Annotated in this window: 12 protein-coding genes and 1 pseudogene; 6 read left to right on the top strand and 7 right to left on the bottom strand. The window is 60.3% G+C overall.

From position 1 onward, the window contains the following. Positions 1-32: 32 nt before the first annotated feature. Complete coding sequence (locus OSC50_RS13040) at positions 33-1451, bottom strand: aminotransferase-like domain-containing protein (RefSeq protein ID WP_266249082.1); 1419 nt, start codon at positions 1449-1451, stop codon at positions 33-35. A gap of 159 nt (positions 1452-1610) precedes the next feature. On the opposite strand from OSC50_RS13040, the gene OSC50_RS13035 reads away from it, so the two are divergent. From OSC50_RS13035 to OSC50_RS13015, 5 genes are all read left to right on the top strand, one after another. After that, a complete protein-coding gene (locus OSC50_RS13035) occupies positions 1611-1787 on the top strand; it encodes a rubredoxin (RefSeq protein ID WP_181079665.1) in 177 nt (58 codons plus the stop codon). A 27-nt stretch (positions 1788-1814) separates the two neighbouring features. Continuing rightward, positions 1815-2684: a sugar phosphate isomerase/epimerase family protein gene (locus tag OSC50_RS13030; RefSeq protein ID WP_266249084.1), complete on the top strand. Its 870-nt coding sequence runs from the start codon at positions 1815-1817 to the stop codon at positions 2682-2684. A gap of 70 nt (positions 2685-2754) precedes the next feature. Next, entirely contained in the window at positions 2755-3387 is a 633-nt protein-coding gene (locus OSC50_RS13025) for a LysE family translocator (RefSeq protein ID WP_253507142.1), read from the top strand. Between the two features lie 79 nt (positions 3388-3466). After that, positions 3467-4525, top strand: a complete 1059-nt coding sequence (locus tag OSC50_RS13020; protein WP_181079668.1) for a diguanylate cyclase — start codon at positions 3467-3469, stop codon at positions 4523-4525. A gap of 49 nt (positions 4526-4574) precedes the next feature. Continuing rightward, a complete protein-coding gene (locus tag OSC50_RS13015; RefSeq protein ID WP_266249093.1) occupies positions 4575-5804 on the top strand; it encodes a M20/M25/M40 family metallo-hydrolase in 1230 nt (409 codons plus the stop codon). A gap of 152 nt (positions 5805-5956) precedes the next feature. Here OSC50_RS13015 and OSC50_RS13010 read toward each other — a convergent pair whose 3' ends face one another. From OSC50_RS13010 to OSC50_RS12985, 6 genes and pseudogenes are all read right to left on the bottom strand, one after another. Continuing rightward, entirely contained in the window at positions 5957-6340 is a 384-nt protein-coding gene (locus tag OSC50_RS13010; RefSeq protein ID WP_181079670.1) for a hypothetical protein, read from the bottom strand. Positions 6341-6716: 376 nt separating this feature from the next. Then, positions 6717-7001, bottom strand: a pseudogene (locus tag OSC50_RS26210) (RHS repeat-associated core domain-containing protein); the annotation flags it as partial. Between the two features lie 90 nt (positions 7002-7091). After that, complete coding sequence (locus OSC50_RS13000) at positions 7092-7451, bottom strand: hypothetical protein (RefSeq protein ID WP_253507149.1); 360 nt, start codon at positions 7449-7451, stop codon at positions 7092-7094. Continuing rightward, positions 7448-12280 carry an RHS repeat-associated core domain-containing protein gene (locus OSC50_RS12995; RefSeq protein ID WP_266249094.1) on the bottom strand — a complete coding sequence of 1611 codons (4833 nt, stop codon included), beginning with the start codon at positions 12278-12280 and terminating at the stop codon, positions 7448-7450. Before OSC50_RS12995 ends, OSC50_RS13000 begins: the two co-directional genes overlap by 4 nt. A 110-nt stretch (positions 12281-12390) precedes the next feature. Then, a complete protein-coding gene (locus OSC50_RS12990; protein ID WP_253507155.1) occupies positions 12391-15474 on the bottom strand; it encodes an efflux RND transporter permease subunit in 3084 nt (1027 codons plus the stop codon). 2 nt (positions 15475-15476) lie between these two features. Next, on the bottom strand, positions 15477-16580 hold the full coding sequence (locus OSC50_RS12985) for an efflux RND transporter periplasmic adaptor subunit (RefSeq protein ID WP_266249095.1): 1104 nt from the start codon (positions 16578-16580) through the stop codon (positions 15477-15479). Positions 16581-16679: 99 nt separating this feature from the next. Between OSC50_RS12985 and OSC50_RS12980 the strand changes: the two genes are divergently transcribed. Next, positions 16680-17885 (top strand): multidrug effflux MFS transporter, encoded by a 1206-nt coding sequence (locus OSC50_RS12980; protein ID WP_266249096.1) that lies wholly within the window; start codon positions 16680-16682, stop codon positions 17883-17885. The last annotated feature ends 72 nt before the right edge of the window (positions 17886-17957 follow it).

Below are 17957 nucleotides of genomic sequence, written 5' to 3'. Positions count from 1 at the left end.
TACACGGTGAAGCAAAAACCGTCTCGGCGCGATCAATCCCCGGCCTTGCCGGCTCCGCTGCGCAGCAAGGCCTCGAAGACCCGTTGCACGCGCGGTTCGTCGCTGTGGGCCACGTTGAAACGCATCGAATCGCGGTGGGCGGGGTCGTAGCCGAACAGCGCGCCCGGCGCCAGCACCATGCTGCGTTTCAAGGCTTCCTGGGCCAGCAGTTCGCCGTTTACGCCCGCCGGCAGGCGTGCCCAGATGAACATGCCGCCCTCGTAGGGCATCGGCAGTTCGCAGCCGCAGCGCCTGAGCCATTGCTCCACACGGCCGCCGGCCTCCATCAGCCGCTGGACCATGCGTTTGCGATGCTTGGCGTAGCTGCCTTCACTGAGCATGCGATAGACGATCTGCTCTAACAGCTCCGAGGTCACGCCGCCGCTCATCAGCTTCATATTGGTCAGGTTGGCCGCCAATTGCGGCGCGGCCACCACGTAGCTGACGCGGGTGTTGGCGCTGAGGATCTTGGAGAACCCCGACAGGTAAGTCACCTGTCCGAGGCCGGCGAGGGTCGCCAGGCGGGGCGGTGGGTTGGGGTGCAGGTCGCCGTAGAGGTCGTCTTCGACGATATGGCAGTGGTAATGCTGGGTCAGTTGCAGCAGACGGAACGCTTGGCTCGGGCTGAACGAATGACCGGTGGGGTTATGCAGCACGCTGGTGGTCAGGTACAGGCTGGGGCGGTGTTCGGCCAGCAACTGTTCGAGGGCGGTAAAGTCGAAACCGTCCGGGCGACGCTGGATGGTTACCACCTTGACCCCATGCAGCGCCAGGTTGGCGTGAAAGTTGAAGTAGCACGGCGCGTCCAGCAATACCGTGTCGCCGGGGCGCGCCAGCAGGCGCATGAGCATGTCCAGGCCCTGCACGGTGTTGGGCGTGGTGATGATCTGCTCGACCGGCACCGACAGGCCTTCACCGTGCAACTTGTGTTGCAGGGCCTGGCGCAGCGGCAGCAGGCCTGCCGGCGTGCCCAGCCCGGCAATCCGCAGCGACGGCGCGCGCACTACGCTGCGCATGGCCTGGCGAATGGCCTCGCCGTTCAGCCAGGCTTCGGGCAGGTGGCCGCCGCCGGGGCGCAGTTCGCCGCTGGCGGTGACCAAGGGGCGGCGCAGTACGCTGAGCAGGTCCTGAGGCAGCAGGTCGACCCAGGTGGCCGACGCCGGTCGCGCACTGTCCATCGCCACGAAGTAGCCGCGGCCCTGGCTGGAGGTCAGCAGGTTGCGGCCGCGCAGGCGGTCGAGGGCTTCGTTGAGGGTGAATTTGCTCACGCCCAGGATATGGGTCAACTCGCGCACAGAGGGCAGTTTGCTGCCCGGTGCCCACTCGCCGTTTTCGATGGCCTGGCTGAACGCCTCGACAATCTGCTGCACCTTCGGCGTGCCTTCCACAAAGGCGATGGCGGATACGAACATAAACCTTCCTTGTCTTTGCCGGTGGTTTTACCGGTGAAGTTAGGTCGGATTAGGCATCACTTTACCTGCCTTGCGCAATGCCACTCCCCTAGACTGCGCGCCATCTCGCCCGGATATGGCGATTTTCCCTACAAGTGAGCAATGGATTCTGCATTTCTTATGACGACTTATATGTGCGCACCCTGTGGCTTCATGTACGTAGAAGCATTGGGCATTCCGGAGGACGGAATCCCGGCGGGCACCCCTTGGGAAGAGGTGCCCGAAGACTGGACATGCCCGGACTGCGGCGTGACCAAGGCCGATTTCATGGCCATCGAACTCCCCGCTCACGCCTGACCCTCCATCAACGAAAGGAATCGCTCCATGGAAAGTAAACTGATCACGGGTGCCGTACCGTTCTGCACCGGCGTCGCCCACCAGAAATACCTGAGCGCCGAGCAAGGCCTGCAGACCGCCGTTGAAGGCGGCTGCACCCACTGGTACATCGACGGCAGCCTGTTCGGCGAAATGGTCGACGACTGGACCGAGGCGCGCATTGTCAGCATGCAGGAACAGATCCAGGCCAGCGGGGTAAAACCGGTGTTCCACGGTAACTTCAAGGCTCCGCTGGGCAGCGATGTGCAGGCGTTCCGCGTGGCGGCGGTGGCGTACGTCAAGCAGGAGATCGACATCGCCAGCCGCCTCGGCGCGCCGCTGATTATCCACGGTGGCTGTATCGTCGAGCCGAAGATGGTGCTCAAGGCCAAAAAGGTTGCGCTGGAGCACTACCTGCAGTCGGTGCAGGAGTTGGCGCGATATGCCGAGGCCAAGGGCGTGGATATCTACCTGGAAAACCTGTCCAACTATGTCAACTACCGGCCATTCCACTACATCTTTACCCATGAAGCGGAATACGCGTTCGTGTTCGAACGTCTGCAGGCTCATCCCAACGTGTTCTTCTTTCTCGATGCCGGCCACGCCAACATCGAGAACGGTCTGCCGGCCGAGGTGGTGCGCAAATATCACCACTTGATCAAGGGGATTTCCTTCAGCAACAACAACGGCGTGCAAGACCAGCATTTCGGTATTCATGACGGCAACTGTGACTACGCCGACGTGATGCAAGCCGTCGTCGAAACCAACTGGAAGGGCCTGGTGGCCTTCGAAACCCGCAACCAGAGCGCCAAGGCGGCCCTGGCTGAGCTGGCGGTGATGTACCGCGAGTCCCTGACCACCGAAATCGCGGTGGCTTGATAAGTCCCGGGGCGGGCGCTGAACGGTCCGCCCCTTTGCTGTTGCTTCTCCCTAGCCAAGGTCCAGGACCATGACAAGCGCATTAACGCTCTCTTCGTTTCTCTACTTTCTGTTGTTTTGCGCCACCATGACGTTCAGCCCCGGCCCCATGACCCTGCTGCTGTTGAGCCTGGGCTTGAAGGACGGCCTGCGCAGCTCGATCCCGGCGCAGATCGGCGCCAGTGTGTCTTACCTGATTTCGATATTGATCTTTGCCGTGGGCTTCTCGGAACTGATCAAGGGCAACCTCGCCATCACCCAGACCATCCAGTTCGTCGGCGTGGCCTACATTCTGTACCTGGCTTATAAACAGTGGACCAGCAGCGGCGTGTCCATCGACAAGGCCGGCGCCGTGGAAGGCTCGCGCAGCCTGTTCGGCAAAGGGTTGCTCACCGGGTTTTCCAACCCCAAGACCATCATCATGTTCAGCGCGGTGTTCCCGCAGTTCGCCGGGGCAGGGGAGCACAGTTCGGCGACGGATATCGCCATACTGGGGCTGACGTTCCTGCTGTTGCAGTTCGCCAGCGGCTGCTTGTATTGCTACTTTGGCCAGCGCATCAAACACGTGCTGGAAAACCCCAAGCGCCGCGTGCTGTTGCAGCGTGCCACGGCCGTGCTGCTGCTGGGGGTGGCGCTGATGTTGGCGCGGGGTTTTTCCCACTGAGCAACGTCCCTGTCAGCAGTAGTGGCAATTTGCCGGTGCCCTGATAGACTCCAGGCATTCCTCCAGGATTGTCCTCATCATGCCCGCCATCGGAGGAAAAGGACTTCCGCTCGCCATTCGCCTTCACAAGACTCGCGCCTTCGGAATGGCCTTGGGCGTTGTGTGCGTGGTGTTCGCCATGTACCCCCTTAACCCGCCTGCGTGGGTGTGGGCCTGGATGCTGATCAATGCATTTGTCTGGCCCCATCTGTCCTTCCAATTGACCCTTCGCGCCAGCCAGACCCTGCGCAGTGAGCGTCGTCACCTGCTGTTCGATTCGTTCTGCGGCGGTTTCTGGGTCGGCGCCATGCACTTCAATCCGCTGCCCAGTGTCACCGTGCTGTCGATGATGTCGATGAATAACGTGTCCATCGGCGGGCCGCGTTTCGTATTTGCCGGCTGGTGCGCACAGGCCTTGGGCGTCGCTGCGGCGTGGTGGTTGATTGCGCCGGCGTTCATTGCTGTTACCACCCAGGCGCAGTTGTATGCCTGCCTGCCGATTCTGATGGTGTACCCGCTGGTACTTGGCTGGATCTGCTATCGCCAGGCCCAGAGCCTGTCCCGACACAAGCGCGAGTTGCTGGCCTTGAGCCGCACCGACAGCCTCTCCGGGCTGCTCAACCACGGGGCGTGGAAAGATCAGTTGGAGATCGAGTTCCAGCGCTGCCGTGCCGAGCAGCGAGGGGCGGCGATTGCCCTGATCGACATCGATCACTTCAAGCTTATCAATGACACCTACGGCCACGTCACCGGTGACATCGTGTTGCGCCAGCTCAGCAAAGTGCTGCGCCAGAACCTGCGCATCACCGACCAGGCCGGGCGCTATGGCGGCGACGAGTTCTGCGTGATCCTGCCGGACATGCCGCTCAACCGCGCCACCGAGGTCATGGATGCCTTGCGCGACCGCTTCAACGCATTGGCCTACGCCCAGGACCCTACATTGCGCGCGAGCCTGAGTATCGGCCTGGCGCCGTATCAGCCAGGGCATGCCGACTCCATCAGTTGGCTCAACGACGCTGACCTGGCGTTGTACCAGGCCAAGAACACCGGGCGTAACCGAGTCAGCGCGGCGCAGGGGAGTTGGTTGCGGTCGGTCTAGTGGGGTAGGGTGTGGCTTGCACCCTTCAACAACAAACAAGGATCGGTTCATGCATTTCAACTTCCCGCGCACCCTCCTGGCGGCCACCCTGGCTATGTCCTTCGCCGTACCTGCCTACAGCGCCGAACTTTATAAGCCGATCCACGCGGACGCCGCACAATACAAGGCCGAGGCCCTGCGACTGCTGGAGCGCCTGGTCAATATCGATTCCGGTTCAGGCTATGGCCCGGGCCTGACCCACGTCAGCGACATTGCGGTCGAAGAGCTCAAGCAACTGGGCTTCAACATTGAGCGGGTGCCGGATGCCGCCGCCGACAGCAGCCATGTGATTGCGACTCTCAAGGGGACTGGCAAGGCCAAAATCCTGCTGATGGCGCACATGGACACGGTGTTCAAGGAGGGCTCGGCGGCCGAGCGCCCGTTCCATATCAAGGACGGTCGCGCCTATGGCCCTGGGGTGATGGATGATAAGGGCGGTATTGTCGCCGGTATCTATGCGCTCAAAGTCCTGAAAAACCAGGGCTTCAAGGACTATGCGCAGATCACTTTCCTGCTCGACGCCAGCGAAGAGACCGGCTCGGACATAGCGTCGGAACTGATCCGCACCACCGCCAAGACCCACGACGTCACCTTGAACCTCGAACCCGGCCGCCCGGCCGATGGCCTGGTGGTATGGCGCAAAGGCAGCGCCACGGCGCTGGTCGACGTCAAGGGCAAGGCCGCCCATGCCGGCGTCGCCCCGGAATTGGGCCGCAACGCCGCCATGGAAGCCGCGCACCAGGTCCTGCAACTGGGCAAACTTGGGGATGCCGAAAAGAAAACCACCATCAACTTTACCGTGCTCCAGGCCGGCGACCGCACCAACGTCATCCCCGATCACGCCATGGCCAAGGCGGATGTACGCGCGGCGCTGCCGGAGGAATTCGACCGTATTGAAAAAGACCTCGCGCGAGTATCGGCCGACAAACTGATCCCGGAAACCGAAGTCACCACCACTCTCAAACGCGGCCTGCCGCCCATGCCGCAGACGCCGGAGTCGGACAAATTAGTGGCGATAGCCCAGGGGATTTATGGGGAGTTGGGTAAAAAGTTGACCATTGAAGGCAGTGGCGGCGCGGCGGACGCCAGCCTGTCCGCCGGGGTGGGAACGCCGACGCTGGATGGGTTTGGTATTGTCGGCGGCAATATCCATACCCCGGAGGAATATGCGGAGGTGGAGAGCGTGGTGCCGCGCGTTTATTTGTTGAGTCGAATGATTATGGAGCTGGCGAAGCGGTGACCGGACGTTAGGCCCGCTGACACCTACAGTTGAGCTTTTTTGTGGTGAGCAGGCTTGCCCTGCGTTGGGCTGCGTAGCAGCCCTAAACGTGGTTTTAAGCGCTGTCGCCTATGTTTGGAGATAGATAGTGGTGGTGTGAACTCAAGTATCGTTCAGATACTCGTGGGGTAGAGCCGGATTCTTGCTGTGCTCACTTGAACCCAACCTGTTTTTTCAGCTATCGGTTTCTCAAGGTCAATAAGGATGATTGAGTCGTTGATTTTTAATGCTGCACATTCTTCACCCTGATTTTTAATCATCTCAGCCGTTATTTGGGTGACGCCATTTAGAGTGGTGATATGTGGTGTTTTCTTGTTCGAAAGCTTGATGTTCTTCCCCCAGGAAAAAACATCATCCAGATCGAATTCCACATCCAGAATTTCATTGTTCTCTGGAGCGTTTCCGCTCCATAGCGCAGTGGCATTTCCAGATGGCGATTGGAATTTCACATATAAAGTGCCTTTCACAGAAAATGCTTCGGTAATATGTATTTTCATTTCACTTCTTCGATAGTGGGACTCTGACAACTGTGTTATCCACGTTCATTGTGTTGCTTTTAAGCTCTAGCGTCCACGCTTCCTCATGATAGTGATGTTTGCTCGGCTTACTGTTCATCTCATGAGCGCCGTAGCGAATACTTCTTTCCGCGTCGCTAGAAACTATTCTGTCACTATCAGGGGTGCCCGTTCTTGGGTGGATGTTTGAATGTGGCCCAGGCCCTAGAAACTTTTCCCATTTTTGAGTGGTTTCTTCCGGCTTAATAGGTTTGTTAGCATAAATTTCCTTGTGGTAGCCCATTACAGGCGCATTGTTTGTGCTGATTTGGCTTAGCGGTGTTCTTTTGTCGACAGTAGTTTTTATAAAATAGTTGTCAGCATTGCTGTTCGGCTTGCATTTATCTTCACCAGGGCATGGGCTTAGCCCCAGCGGATCCACCCACCCGGTAGGGTTAGGCACGTATTGGTAGGCGTTAATCCCACCCGCCAACTTCACCCTGTCCGGCGGGAGGTAGCGACCAATATCCGGATTGTAGTAGCGATGGCGGTTGTAATGCAGACCGCTTTCTTTGTCGAAGTATTGGCCCTGGAAGCGCAGGGGGTTGTCGAGGTTGCCTACGTCGAGGCGGACGATTTCGCCGTAGGCGCTGTGGAACAGGCTTGCCCTGCGTAGCGAGCAAGCTCGCTACCGGTGAATGCGGCTTATCAGCAAGGGCGGTGTTGGTTTATAAGATCAACTTCAACGCCGTTTTCAAACTTTTAGCGCAGCTTCTTTTTGGTAACTAATAAGGCAGTTAAGTAATGTTTTCATGAAGCTCCTCTTGTCGATTATGTCGTCGTTGAAGTAAGTGTCGAACAAGTGGAAAACAGATTCAAAGTCTTGATCTGTTGATAAATAATGCTTGATAGTTTCTATGAACCAAAGCTGCTCATCTTCTTTGTATGATAAGAATTCTGGCTTGGTTAAAGTATTAAAAAGTTCTGAAAGTTCCGTTTCGTCGTTTACGTTTTTTGATACAATGATTTTTTCTCGCTCTAAATTTGTTGTGTTTTCTATGCAGTAAGTAAATAACAGTCCTTGTAGTATCTGTAGATCTGGTTTGTTTTTCATTGTTCAAACTCCGTATAAGCAGTGATTGGTTTTCCTTCTCTGTTTAAATGTACAATGGCTTTTGACTGCTCTCCATATTCAAGACCCTCTCTCTTATAGCCCTCGCCGACAATTTTTCCCATGTCCATCGGTCTTGGGGATGTCGCTCTGCCATTTAGGTTGAATATTAAAATTGCTCGTTCTATTGCATTGAATTGATCTCTATGGCTAAGGAAGTGCGTAGCTGCGCTTGGAAGTCTAGGCTGTCCCGCTCTTCTACCTCTTTCGAAGATCTCGATTTCGCCGGTGCTGGGGTTCCTAGCTGTTTCTACACGATCAAGCTGGGATTCTAATGATGTCTGAGCTCCGTGTTTTTCTAAGAAGTGTGCTCCGGGAATTGAAGTCTCCAGTTTCGATAACTGTCGGTGCATGTTTGACTCTGCAAGCTCATCAATCCTCGCCTGTCGCTCCAGGCGTGTCAGTTTCGGTAAGTCTGGTTCTCTGTGATTGACTCTTTCCGCAGAGTTTTGAGCTGCAGAGGTTGGATTGCAACCTTGCGCACCGGGACAAGAGTTCAACCCCAGCGGATCCACCCATCCCGTCGGATTAGGCACATACCGATACCCATTAATCCCACCCGCCAACTTCACCGGGTCCGGCGTCAGGTAGCGGCCGATATCCGGATTGTAGTAGCGATGGCGGTTGTAATGCAGACCGCTTTCTTTGTCGAAGTATTGGCCCTGGAAGCGCAGCGGGTTGTCGAGTTTGCCTACGTCGAGGCGGGCGATTTCGCCGTAGGCGCGGTAGTGGGCGGACCAGACGATATCGCCCTCGGGGGTGGTGAGTTCCTGGGGTGTACCGAGGTGGTCGAGTTGGTAGTGGTAGGGTTTTGTCTCTTTGGGGCCGAAGCCTTCTAAAAGCGCCAACGGCCGAAAGCTGTCGGGTTCGTAGAGGTAACTGCGATGGCGGTCGGCCTGGTGTTCGGCAATCAGCTTGTCGCCTTGCCAGAAAAACTCTGTCGTTATGCCATCGACTGTCTTACTGATGCGTCGCCCAAACGGGTCGTATCGGTAGCTGGCGGTTTGGCCGTTAGGCTGGGCGATTTCGATCAGCCGGTGCTGGCTGTCATAACGGTATTCGGTGACGAGTTGATGGGCCTTGCCACGCCGTTCCTGGATCAGGTTGCCGAAGGCGTCGTAGGTGTAGTGGCGGTCGCCCTGGATCATCAGGCGGTTGCCGGCGACGATGTCGGGGCCGGGGCGGTTTTGCATCAGCAGGTTGCCGGCCGGGTTGTGGGCGAAACGCTCCTGTACGTCGTGGGAATGATCGGCGCGGGTCAGGCGTTGGAGCGGGTCGTAGCGGTAGTGGTGTTCGCCTTTGCGGGTGTCGAGCAGGCGGGTGAGGTTGCCGGCTTGGTCGTAGTCGTATTGGCGCTGGTAGAGCGGGTGGGTCTGGTGGGTGACGGCGTGGGCGTGCAGGCGCTGCTGGTCGTCGTAGTGGTAGTGGCTGAGCAGTTGGCCTTGTTGGCGCTGATATTCGCGGCCTTTGCTGAACAGGTGTGAGGTCAGCGGTTTGCCGTTGAGTTCGACGGTGGCGAGATGCCCGCCCTTGTCGTGGTTGAACACCACGCGGTTGTTGTCCGGCAGGCGCAAATGTTTGAGCTGGCCGCAGGCGTCGTAGCCGTAGCGCAGGGTGCCCCAGCCCTGGTGTTCGGCGATGAGGCGGTTTTGGCGGTCGTATTCGTAGGCCAACGCCCAGTGACCGTCGTTGACGCTGAGGAGATTGCCTTGGCGGTCGTAGGTGTAATCGACCTTGTTGCCATCGGGCAGGGTTTTTCGTACGAGGCGACCGGCGTGGTCGCGCGCATAACGGGTAATGCGCTGACTGCCGTCGTCGCCGTGTTCGGTCTTTTCCTGCAGGTGGCCGTTGAGGTCGTAGGTGTACGCGGTGCGTTGGCCGTCGAAGCCGGTTTCCTGCCGGATCAGGCCGTTGGGGTGGTAGTCGAGTTGGTAGGTTTCGCCGACTTCGTTTTCGATTTCGGTCAGCAACAACCGCACGTTGTCGTAGCGGTAGTTGACCTGAGTGCCATCGGCGTTGAGGCGGCGGCTGATCAGGTGCAGGCCGTCGGCGTAGTCGTAGCGGGTGACGTGGCCGAGTTCATCGCGTTCGGCGGTGATTTTTCCGTAGGGGTTGTAGCTGTATTCCCGACACGCCCCACCGGGCAGCACCACGCGAACCAATCGACCCACGCTGTCCCACTGATACTGGGTCAGCGCGCCGAATTCATCCTCGCGGGCCACTTCGCGGCCCAGGTCGTCATAGCGATAGCGCTTACTGCCACCGTTCGGCAACTGCTCTTCAACCAGTTGCCCGCGTTCATTCCACACCAAGCGATGGCAGCTGTGGTCGGGGTACCAAACCCCGGTCAGTTGTCCGTATTTGTTGTAGCTGTAATCCGTGACATGCCCATCGGGATCAATCCTACGGGTGACATCGCCCTGGTCATTGCGCTCGTACTTCCAAACCGCCTCACCCCGGCGCACCACCCGTACGAAACCGTTGTCATGCTCGTAGGTTGTTGGCTCATCATCCCCAGGAAACAACGCCACCAAGCGTCCGGCTTCGTCGTACTGATACGCCGTCACCGCCCCCAGCGGGTCCTGCTCGACTGTCAGCCGGCCTTTTTCGTCGTAGGATTTGAAGTGCTGCGCGCCATCGGGATCGATACGTTGCACCAGGCGTGCGCGGTCATCGTGGACATACACTTCCTGGCTGCCATCGGCGTTGTGCACCGTGACCTGGCCGTCATCGCCCCACACATACCGCGTGTCCATCTGCGAGAAACTGGCCCAGTGCCGCACGCAGCGGGCGGCCTTGCCGGAGCGTTCCCACGCCCAGAAGAAACTCGCCCCACCGGCCAGGCCGCGCTCCACAATGACGTGCTGCTCGTCGTAGCGGTACACCTCGCTTTCACCGACGGCATTGGTCGCCGAAACCAGTCGGCCCAGGTCGTCATAGGCGTAGGAAACAACGTTCTGCTCGGTGATCCATTCGTAAGGTTCATGCTCCTTGGCGCGCTGGACCTGGTAGTCCACCGCGGCGATGCGACCGGACGAGTAGCGCAGAAACAACGAGCGACCCACCCCGTTATCCACCCGCTCGATGCGCCCGGAAAAATCCCGAGCAATACGCAGGCGGTTGTCATACGCATCGCTGATCGAGACCAATGCGCCATCGCGAAAGTGATAAAACCGTGACGCCTGCGCCAGCACCAATTCATCCGGTGATGAGCCTAAATAGATCGCCGCTTCGGCCAAGCTATTGGTGATTGCAGGTCGAGCAACCGTGGGCAAGGGCAGGGTGATCGACCGGTTCTCATGATCCGTCCACACCACCGAATCGCCCGACACACAAAGCCGCTGCGCCAACGCATGGCTCCAGCCAAACCCCAACCCGACATCCACTTCCACCGCACTGGTGCGATACAGTCGCGTCCATTCAAACGGCAAAATCCCGTCCAACGTGCCATCGGTCAGGGTCAGCAGTTCCTCCCCGGTAACCATCGACACCGGGCAGCCGTTAGTAACGGTCTTATCCGAAGAAACCGCCGCATCGCCCTTAGGATTGGTCGCCACGAGCGGCGTGTCGTCTACAGGCTCCTGCCGCACCAACACCGTCCTCTGCGTCTTGTCGCGCGCCGCTATCACCGGGTTGGAAACCCATTGGTCCCAAACCTTCAGCGGCCCCACCGGCACCTCCTTGATCGGCGTCGCCGCGCTGCCCAGCAGCAATGGCCGGGCCGCTGTGACATGGGGTTCTAGCCCCGGCCCCTTAAGGTGACTGGCAAGCAATTCCAACAAGCCCCTTGCCCGTGCGGACTTGATGGTGCTCAGCGTCTGAGCCCCCAGGCGCAGTACCACGCCTGTGCCTGCCGTCGCCCAGATCAACAGCAGATTGATCAGCACCTCACCGGTAATCTCGCCTGCCAGTTCGTACATCTCGGGCGGCGGCAGCAGGCGCATCCAACTGACCATCGCCGACAAGTAGATAAACAGCAGCGGTTCATCACTGAGCAGCAGCAACCCGTTGGCAATCGCGTCGCTGCCCAGCGCCAGCAGCTCATCGAGTTCGGCTTGGGAGATGTACGCCAACAGCTTTTCGCTGTTGGCCTTGAGATCCGATAGCAGGTCATACAGCTGCGTAACGTTGTCCCACAGGTTGTATAGCGCCTTGGCCAAGCCACTTGAAAACGCCCCGCCTTGCATGGCGCTGCGTTCGAGCGAAGTGGCGTTGGCAAAATCGTCCCATTGGGGTTTGAAGGTCTTCGCCCACTCATCGCGCAGGTCCGTTTCCAGCCCTGAGATCACCGATTGATAAGACGCGTACAGCGCCTTGAGATGATCTGTGGAAACGTTGGGATAAAAAGTGATCTGGTAAGTCTGGTCGCGGGTGCAGTCCTTGAGTTCCAGAATGCCGCTGGGGCCGATGGTGTGATGAATGGGCGTGCCCATCGCGCTGCCATCCGCGGCCAAGGCTTGCAGCATCACCGGGGTGTTGCCGATTGGCACGAAGCGGGTGCTTTCAAACAGGTGCACCAGGGTCAACGAGCCCTGGGCATCACACCGGGCAACAACCGCGTTGGGTTTTCTGGACGAAGCCGGTGCGATCAGCGCAACGTCTTCCCCCACTTTAAAGATCTGCTCGACCTCAAGCGCCGAAACGCTCCAGAAGCTGTCGGCCCATTTATCAAAGGTGTTCAGGCAATCGCGAAAATCACGCAAAACGCGTTCGATGTCCGGTGCTTTGGCATCCATGGGTGCCAGGACAACGCTGGCAATGACCGGAATCAAGACACGGCCCCAACAACCAGGGCCATCACGAAACAAACCATCTGCAATCCCTCGCACTGTGTGATCAGGCGAGGGACTTTGCAGCGGTTCTTAGTGCAGAGGAGTAGAGCTTATCCGGCGGTTATGTGGGACGTTTCGACAACCTTGGTCTTCTCCCGCCCCAGCACCAGGCTGCACAGCGCCGGCAGAAACAGCAGCGTCAACACGGTGCCCACCAGCACCCCGCCGATCAGCACGTAGGCCAGGGAAGACCAGAACACCGAGAGCGTCAGCGGGATAAACGCCAGCGCCGCTGCAAGCGCGGTCAGCACCACCGGCCGGGCGCGGCGTACGGTGGCTTCGATGATCGCCTCGCGGATGGCCATGCCGTGGTCCTGGTTCTGGCGGATCTGGTCGGTGAAGATCAGGGTGTTGCGCATCAGTATCCCGCCGATGCCGATCAGCCCGAGGATGGCGTTGAACCCAAACGGCTGGTTGAACAGCAGCAAAGTCGGCACCGCGCCAATCAAGCCCAGCGGCGCGGTGGCGAAAACCATGAGCATCACGCCGAACGAGCGGACCTGAAACATGATCACCGTGAGCGTCAGCAGGATCATGATCGGGAAGAGCGCGGCCAGGGCCACGTTGGCCTTGGCACTTTCTTCCACCGGGCCGCCGATTTCGATGCGATAGCCCGTGGGCAACTGCGCGATCAGCGGTTGCAGGTCTTTGTACACGGCCATTTCCACGTCCGGCGGTTGGACGCCGTCGACGATGTCGGCGCGCACTTCCACGGTATTGGCGCGGTTGCGGCGCTTGAGGATCGGGTCCTCCATCACTGCCTGCAAGTGCCCCACCTGGGCCAGCGGCACCGCCGTGCCGGCGCTGTTGGTCAGGGTCATATTGTTGAGGTTGCCGAGGTTTTCTCGCTGGCTGCCCTGGGCACGGGCCACCACCGACACGGTGCGGTTGCCCTCGCGCACTTCGGTGATCGGGTTACCGCTGAGCAGCGCGTTGAGCTGGGACTTGACCTCGTCAGGCGTAAAGCCCAGCAGGCGCAGGCGATCCTGGTCCAGGACCAGGCGATAACCGCTGGTGCGCTCGCCCCAATCAAGGAACGCGTCGTGGGTCAGCCGGTTGGCGGCGACGACGTTGCGCACATCTTCGGCTACGCCGCGCAGCACATCCGCATCCGGGCCGGACACGCGAAACACCACCGGGAACGGTACGGGAGGGCCGAACAGCAATTGGGTGACGCGCACCCGCGCCGCCGGGAATTCGCCGGCCGCAATACGCTCGCGCATGCGCAGTTTCAACGCGTCGCGTGCGTGGGAGTCGGGGGTTTGCACGATCAGTTTGGCGAACGCCGGGTCGGGCATTTCCGGGTTCAATGACAGAAAGAACCGAGGCGCGCCGCCGCCCACATAAGTGTCGACCATGCGGGTCTGCGGCTCCTGCAACAGCGCTTTTTCCAATTGCGCGGCGACCGCCTCGGTGCTTTTAAAGGCGCTGCCCGGCGGCATGTACACCTCCAGGATCAACTCGGAACGGTCGGAGTTGGGGAAAAATTGTTTTTTCACCACGGCCATGCCCAGCACGCACAGTACAAAGGCCGCGACCACCAGCCCGGTGACCAGCCAGCGCCGGCGCACGCAGGTCTCGACCAGATTGCGCAGCCTCTGGTAATAGCGGCCGGCGTAGATGGCGTCATGGCCGCCGGGCACCGGTTTGATCGCCGGCAGCAGTTTCACCCCCAGGTAGGGCGTGAACACCACTGCCACCAGCCATGAAGCGATCAGGGCGAAGCCGACGATCCAGAAGATATTGCCGGCATATTCCCCGGCGCCGGAACGCGCAAACCCCACCGGCAGGAAACCGATGATGGTCACCAGCGTGCCGGTCAGCATCGGCGCCGCCGTGGAGCTCCAGGCGAAGGTGGCGGCGTGGATGCGGTCAAAGCCTTCTTCAAGTTTGACCACCATCATCTCGATGGCAATGATTGCGTCGTCCACCAGCAGACCCAGGGAGATAATCAGTGCGCCGAGGGTAATGCGGTCGAATTCGCGCCCGGTGACCAGCATGATCACGAAAACAATCGACAGTGTCAGCGGTACCGCCGCCGCCACCACCAGCCCGACGCGAAAACCCAGGGCCAGCAGGCTGATGACCATCACCACCGCCAGCGCGACGAAGAATTTGAGCATGAACTCGTTCACCGCCAGGCTGATGTTTTTTGCCTGGTCGGACACCTTGGCAAAATTCACGCCCTGGGGCAGGTCGGCCTGGATCCGCGCTTCCTCGGCCTGCAGGCTTTTATCCAACTCCAGGCCGTTCCATTTTTTCTGCATGATTACGCCCAGCATCAGCGCCGGGTCGCCCTGATGACGGATGCGGTAGCTGGGTGGGTCTTCGTAGCCACGGCTGACGCTGGCCACGTCGGCGATGCGCAGCACGCGACCATTGGCGACCAACGGCACGTTTTCGATCAGCGAAAGGCTGTCGAAGGCGCCGTCGATGCGGATATACGCACGGGCGCCGGCGGTCTCGACAAAACCCGACGGCGCCACCGCGTTCTGCGCGGCGAGGGCGGCAAAGATCTGCGCCGGCGTGATACCCAGGGTTGCCAAGCGCTCGTAGGAAAACTCCACAAAGATCCGCTGCGCCTGTTCACCGAGGATATTGACCTTCTTCACCCCCGGCACGGTAAGCAGATTCTGGCGCAGATCCTCGGCCATCTGTACCTGCTGGCGGTGGGGCAGGTGCTCGGCTTCCAGGGCGTACAGCGCAAAGTACACGTCTGAATATTCGTCATTGAAGAACGGCCCGATCACGCCATTGGGCAGGCGAGTGGCTTCGTCGCTGAGCTTTTTGCGCGTCTGGTAAAACAAATCCTGGATTTCACCGGGCCGTGTGGATTCCAGGAATGTCATGCGCATCGACACGAAACCCGGCTGAGCGATGGTCTCGACGCGGTCGTAGTAGTCCAGTTCCTGCAGGCGTTTTTCCAGACGATCAGCGACTTGTTCCTGCATTTCCCGGGCGGTGGCGCCGGGCCAGGCGGCGGTGATGGTCATCACCTTCACGGTGAATGACGGGTCTTCGGCGCGCCCCAGTTTGCCGAAGGAGAAGACGCCTGCCGCGAGGATCGCCAGGATAAGAAACAGCGTGACGGCGCGGTGCTTGACCGCCAGTTCGGAGAGGTTGATGCCGCGCATGTTCAGTTGTCCTGTTTACGGTTGAGAGCCAGCGCCTGGGCGGGCAGCAGGCGCACGGTGTCGCCGCTGTGCAATAAGTGCGCGCCTAACGCAACGACCACCTGGCCCGGACTGACGCCGCCGGCGAGCAAAGCGTCTTCCTGGCCGAGGCTGGCCACGGTGACCGGGGCGAAGCTGAGGCGGTTTTCGGCACCGATCACCCACACGCCGGTGCCATGCCCGGCGTCGTACAGCGCGCCGATGGGGACGCGGGTCTGCTGGGTCTGACCGTTACCTTGCAGGCGCACGGTGATGGTCGAGCCGAGGGCGAAGCGCTCGACGGCGCCCTGCAGCACATAGCGGGCGCGGTAGGTGCGGGTGGTGGGGTCGGCACTGGCGGACAGCTCACGCAGGGTAGCGGTCACGGTCTGGTCCGGTGCGCCGAACGGGAAGGCCAGGGCTTTCTGCGCGGCCAGCTCGCGGTTGTTTTCCGGCAGGTTGACGACGGCTTCACGCGCGCCGTCATGGGCCAGCCGCACCACGATCTGGCCTTCGGCGACGACCTGGCCGCGGTCTGCACGCACGTCGGTGATGATGCCGTCGCCGTCGGCCTTGAGCACCGAGTAGGCGCGACGGTTTTCGATCTGGCTGGCGTCGGATTGCGCCGCTGCCAGTTCGGCTTCGGCAACGTGCAGGTTGGTCGCCGACTGATCGAAGATCTGCCGCGACACGGCCCCGGTGCTGGCCAGGCGCTGGTAGCGGTTGGCATCGTCACGGCGCTGGCGCAATTGGGCCTGGGCGGCGTTGACACGGTTTTTTGCCGAACGCAGGGCCAGTTCGAAGTCGCCCACATCCAGTACCAGCAAGGTATCGCCACGGGACACGTGCTGGCCTGGATCGACCTTGCGCTCGATCACCTTGCCGCCAACGCGAAAGCCCAGGTCGCTCTCGGTGCGAGCGGCGACCACGCCGGTGTAGGCGCTTTGCTGGGTGCCGGCGGCTTCGACCTTGGCGGCGAGCACCGGGCGCACAGGCGCGGCGGTGGGGGTGTCGGCCTGGCTGTTGCAGCCGCTGAGAACGGTCAGCAGCGCCAGGGGTGTCAGCAGACGCATGGGGAGAAGGGGCATGGCGGGCTCCGGAGTAACCAACGGGCAAAAAATGATGGACATAATTTTTTGCCCATATTATGGTCGAAATATAAATTAATCCAGCCCCGGATATCCCCTATGACAAACGCCCCGGTCCCATCGCGCAGCCTGCTGTTTTTACTGGTGGCCCTCACGGCGCTGGGGGAAGTCTCGACCCAATTGATCATTCCCGGATTGGGCGCGATCGAGCATGCGCTGGTGGCGCCGACGGGCTCGGCGTTGATGGCACTGTCGGCGTTTGTCGCGGCGTTTGGCCTGGGGCAGTTGATATTCGGGCCGTTGTCGGACCGTGTCGGCCGGCGTCCGGTTTTGCTTGGCGGCCTGGCGCTGTATGGGTTGGCGACCCTGTCGATGTTGCTGGTCAACGACATCCAGCAGTTCATTGCCGCCCGCGTCATGCAAGGCCTGGGTGCCTGCGCGGCATTGGTGCTGGCGCGCACGGTGGTGCGGGACGTGTGGAGGGCCGAGGCGGGGCCGGCACTGGCGTTGACCATGATCGGCATGCTCTACGCGATCGTGGTGGCGCCGATGGTCGGTGGGCTGCTGATCAACTATGCGGGCTGGCGCGCACCGATCCTGTTCGCGGCGGTGATGGGCAGCGTCGTGTGGCTGCTGGCGCTGCTGTTTTTCCGCGAGAGCAATCACGCCCTGGACCCCAGGGCCGGCCACTGGCGCACCCTTGGCGGGCAATACCTGAATCTGCTCAAAGACCGACCCTACCGGGCCTACGCGGTGGCACTGGCGTGCACCTACGGCGCGATGTTTGCGGTAATCGCCGGTTCGTCGGCGGTGTTTATCAATCTGCTGGGTTTCAGCAGTCTGGCGTACGGCATCAATTTCGGCCTGATCGTGTCGATGTTGATCGTCGGCTCCACCTATACCCGACGCAATATCATGCGCCTGGGGGCCCAGCGCATTGTGACCAGGGGCGTGACGCTGGTGGCGCTGGGTGGGGTGTCGGCGCTGGTGATCTATCAAGTGTTCGGCTTGTCGGTGCTGGGGCTGGATATTCCGATAGCCCTCGCCACCCTCGGCGGCGGTCTGGTGCTGCCGGGCGCGGTCACCGGCGCGGTGATGCCCAATGCTCACCGCGCCGGCCTGGCAGCAGGGCTGATGGGGTTTGCGCAGATGTTCGGAGCGACCTGCAGCGGCCTGTTGTTGAGCCACCTGCACGACGGCAGCGCGACGCCGATGATCATGATCCAGGCCGGTTCTGCGATCCTGGCGGGGTTGGGGTTTTACCTGCTGCGCGCGCGTCTGCCGGCGGAACTGTCCTATACATAGGACAATCCAGGCCAGGTTTGCCGTCTAGTGCTAATGTGCCGTCGGCCGTATGGTGTACCCACTTTGGAGGTA

The sequence above is a fragment of the Pseudomonas quebecensis genome (assembly GCF_026410085.1).
Lineage (GTDB): Bacteria > Pseudomonadota > Gammaproteobacteria > Pseudomonadales > Pseudomonadaceae > Aquipseudomonas > Aquipseudomonas quebecensis.
The sequence above is the reverse complement of the archived record's forward strand: the minus strand, read 5'-3'. Positions and strand labels throughout refer to the sequence as shown.

What these genes read in the sequence shown, in the direction of transcription:
- OSC50_RS13040 (WP_266249082.1), bottom strand. Translation starts at nt 1,451, where the DNA reads ATGTTCGTATCCGCCATCGCCTTTGTGGAAGGCACGCCGAAGGTGCAG.
- OSC50_RS13035 (WP_181079665.1), top strand. Translation starts at nt 1,611, where the DNA reads ATGACGACTTATATGTGCGCACCCTGTGGCTTCATGTACGTAGAAGCA.
- OSC50_RS13030 (WP_266249084.1), top strand. Translation starts at nt 1,815, where the DNA reads ATGGAAAGTAAACTGATCACGGGTGCCGTACCGTTCTGCACCGGCGTC.
- OSC50_RS13025 (WP_253507142.1), top strand. Translation starts at nt 2,755, where the DNA reads ATGACAAGCGCATTAACGCTCTCTTCGTTTCTCTACTTTCTGTTGTTT.
- OSC50_RS13020 (WP_181079668.1), top strand. Translation starts at nt 3,467, where the DNA reads ATGCCCGCCATCGGAGGAAAAGGACTTCCGCTCGCCATTCGCCTTCAC.
- OSC50_RS13015 (WP_266249093.1), top strand. Translation starts at nt 4,575, where the DNA reads ATGCATTTCAACTTCCCGCGCACCCTCCTGGCGGCCACCCTGGCTATG.
- OSC50_RS13010 (WP_181079670.1), bottom strand. Translation starts at nt 6,340, where the DNA reads ATGAAAATACATATTACCGAAGCATTTTCTGTGAAAGGCACTTTATAT.
- OSC50_RS13000 (WP_253507149.1), bottom strand. Translation starts at nt 7,451, where the DNA reads ATGAAAAACAAACCAGATCTACAGATACTACAAGGACTGTTATTTACT.
- OSC50_RS12990 (WP_253507155.1), bottom strand. Translation starts at nt 15,474, where the DNA reads ATGCGCGGCATCAACCTCTCCGAACTGGCGGTCAAGCACCGCGCCGTC.
- OSC50_RS12985 (WP_266249095.1), bottom strand. Translation starts at nt 16,580, where the DNA reads ATGCCCCTTCTCCCCATGCGTCTGCTGACACCCCTGGCGCTGCTGACC.
- OSC50_RS12980 (WP_266249096.1), top strand. Translation starts at nt 16,680, where the DNA reads ATGACAAACGCCCCGGTCCCATCGCGCAGCCTGCTGTTTTTACTGGTG.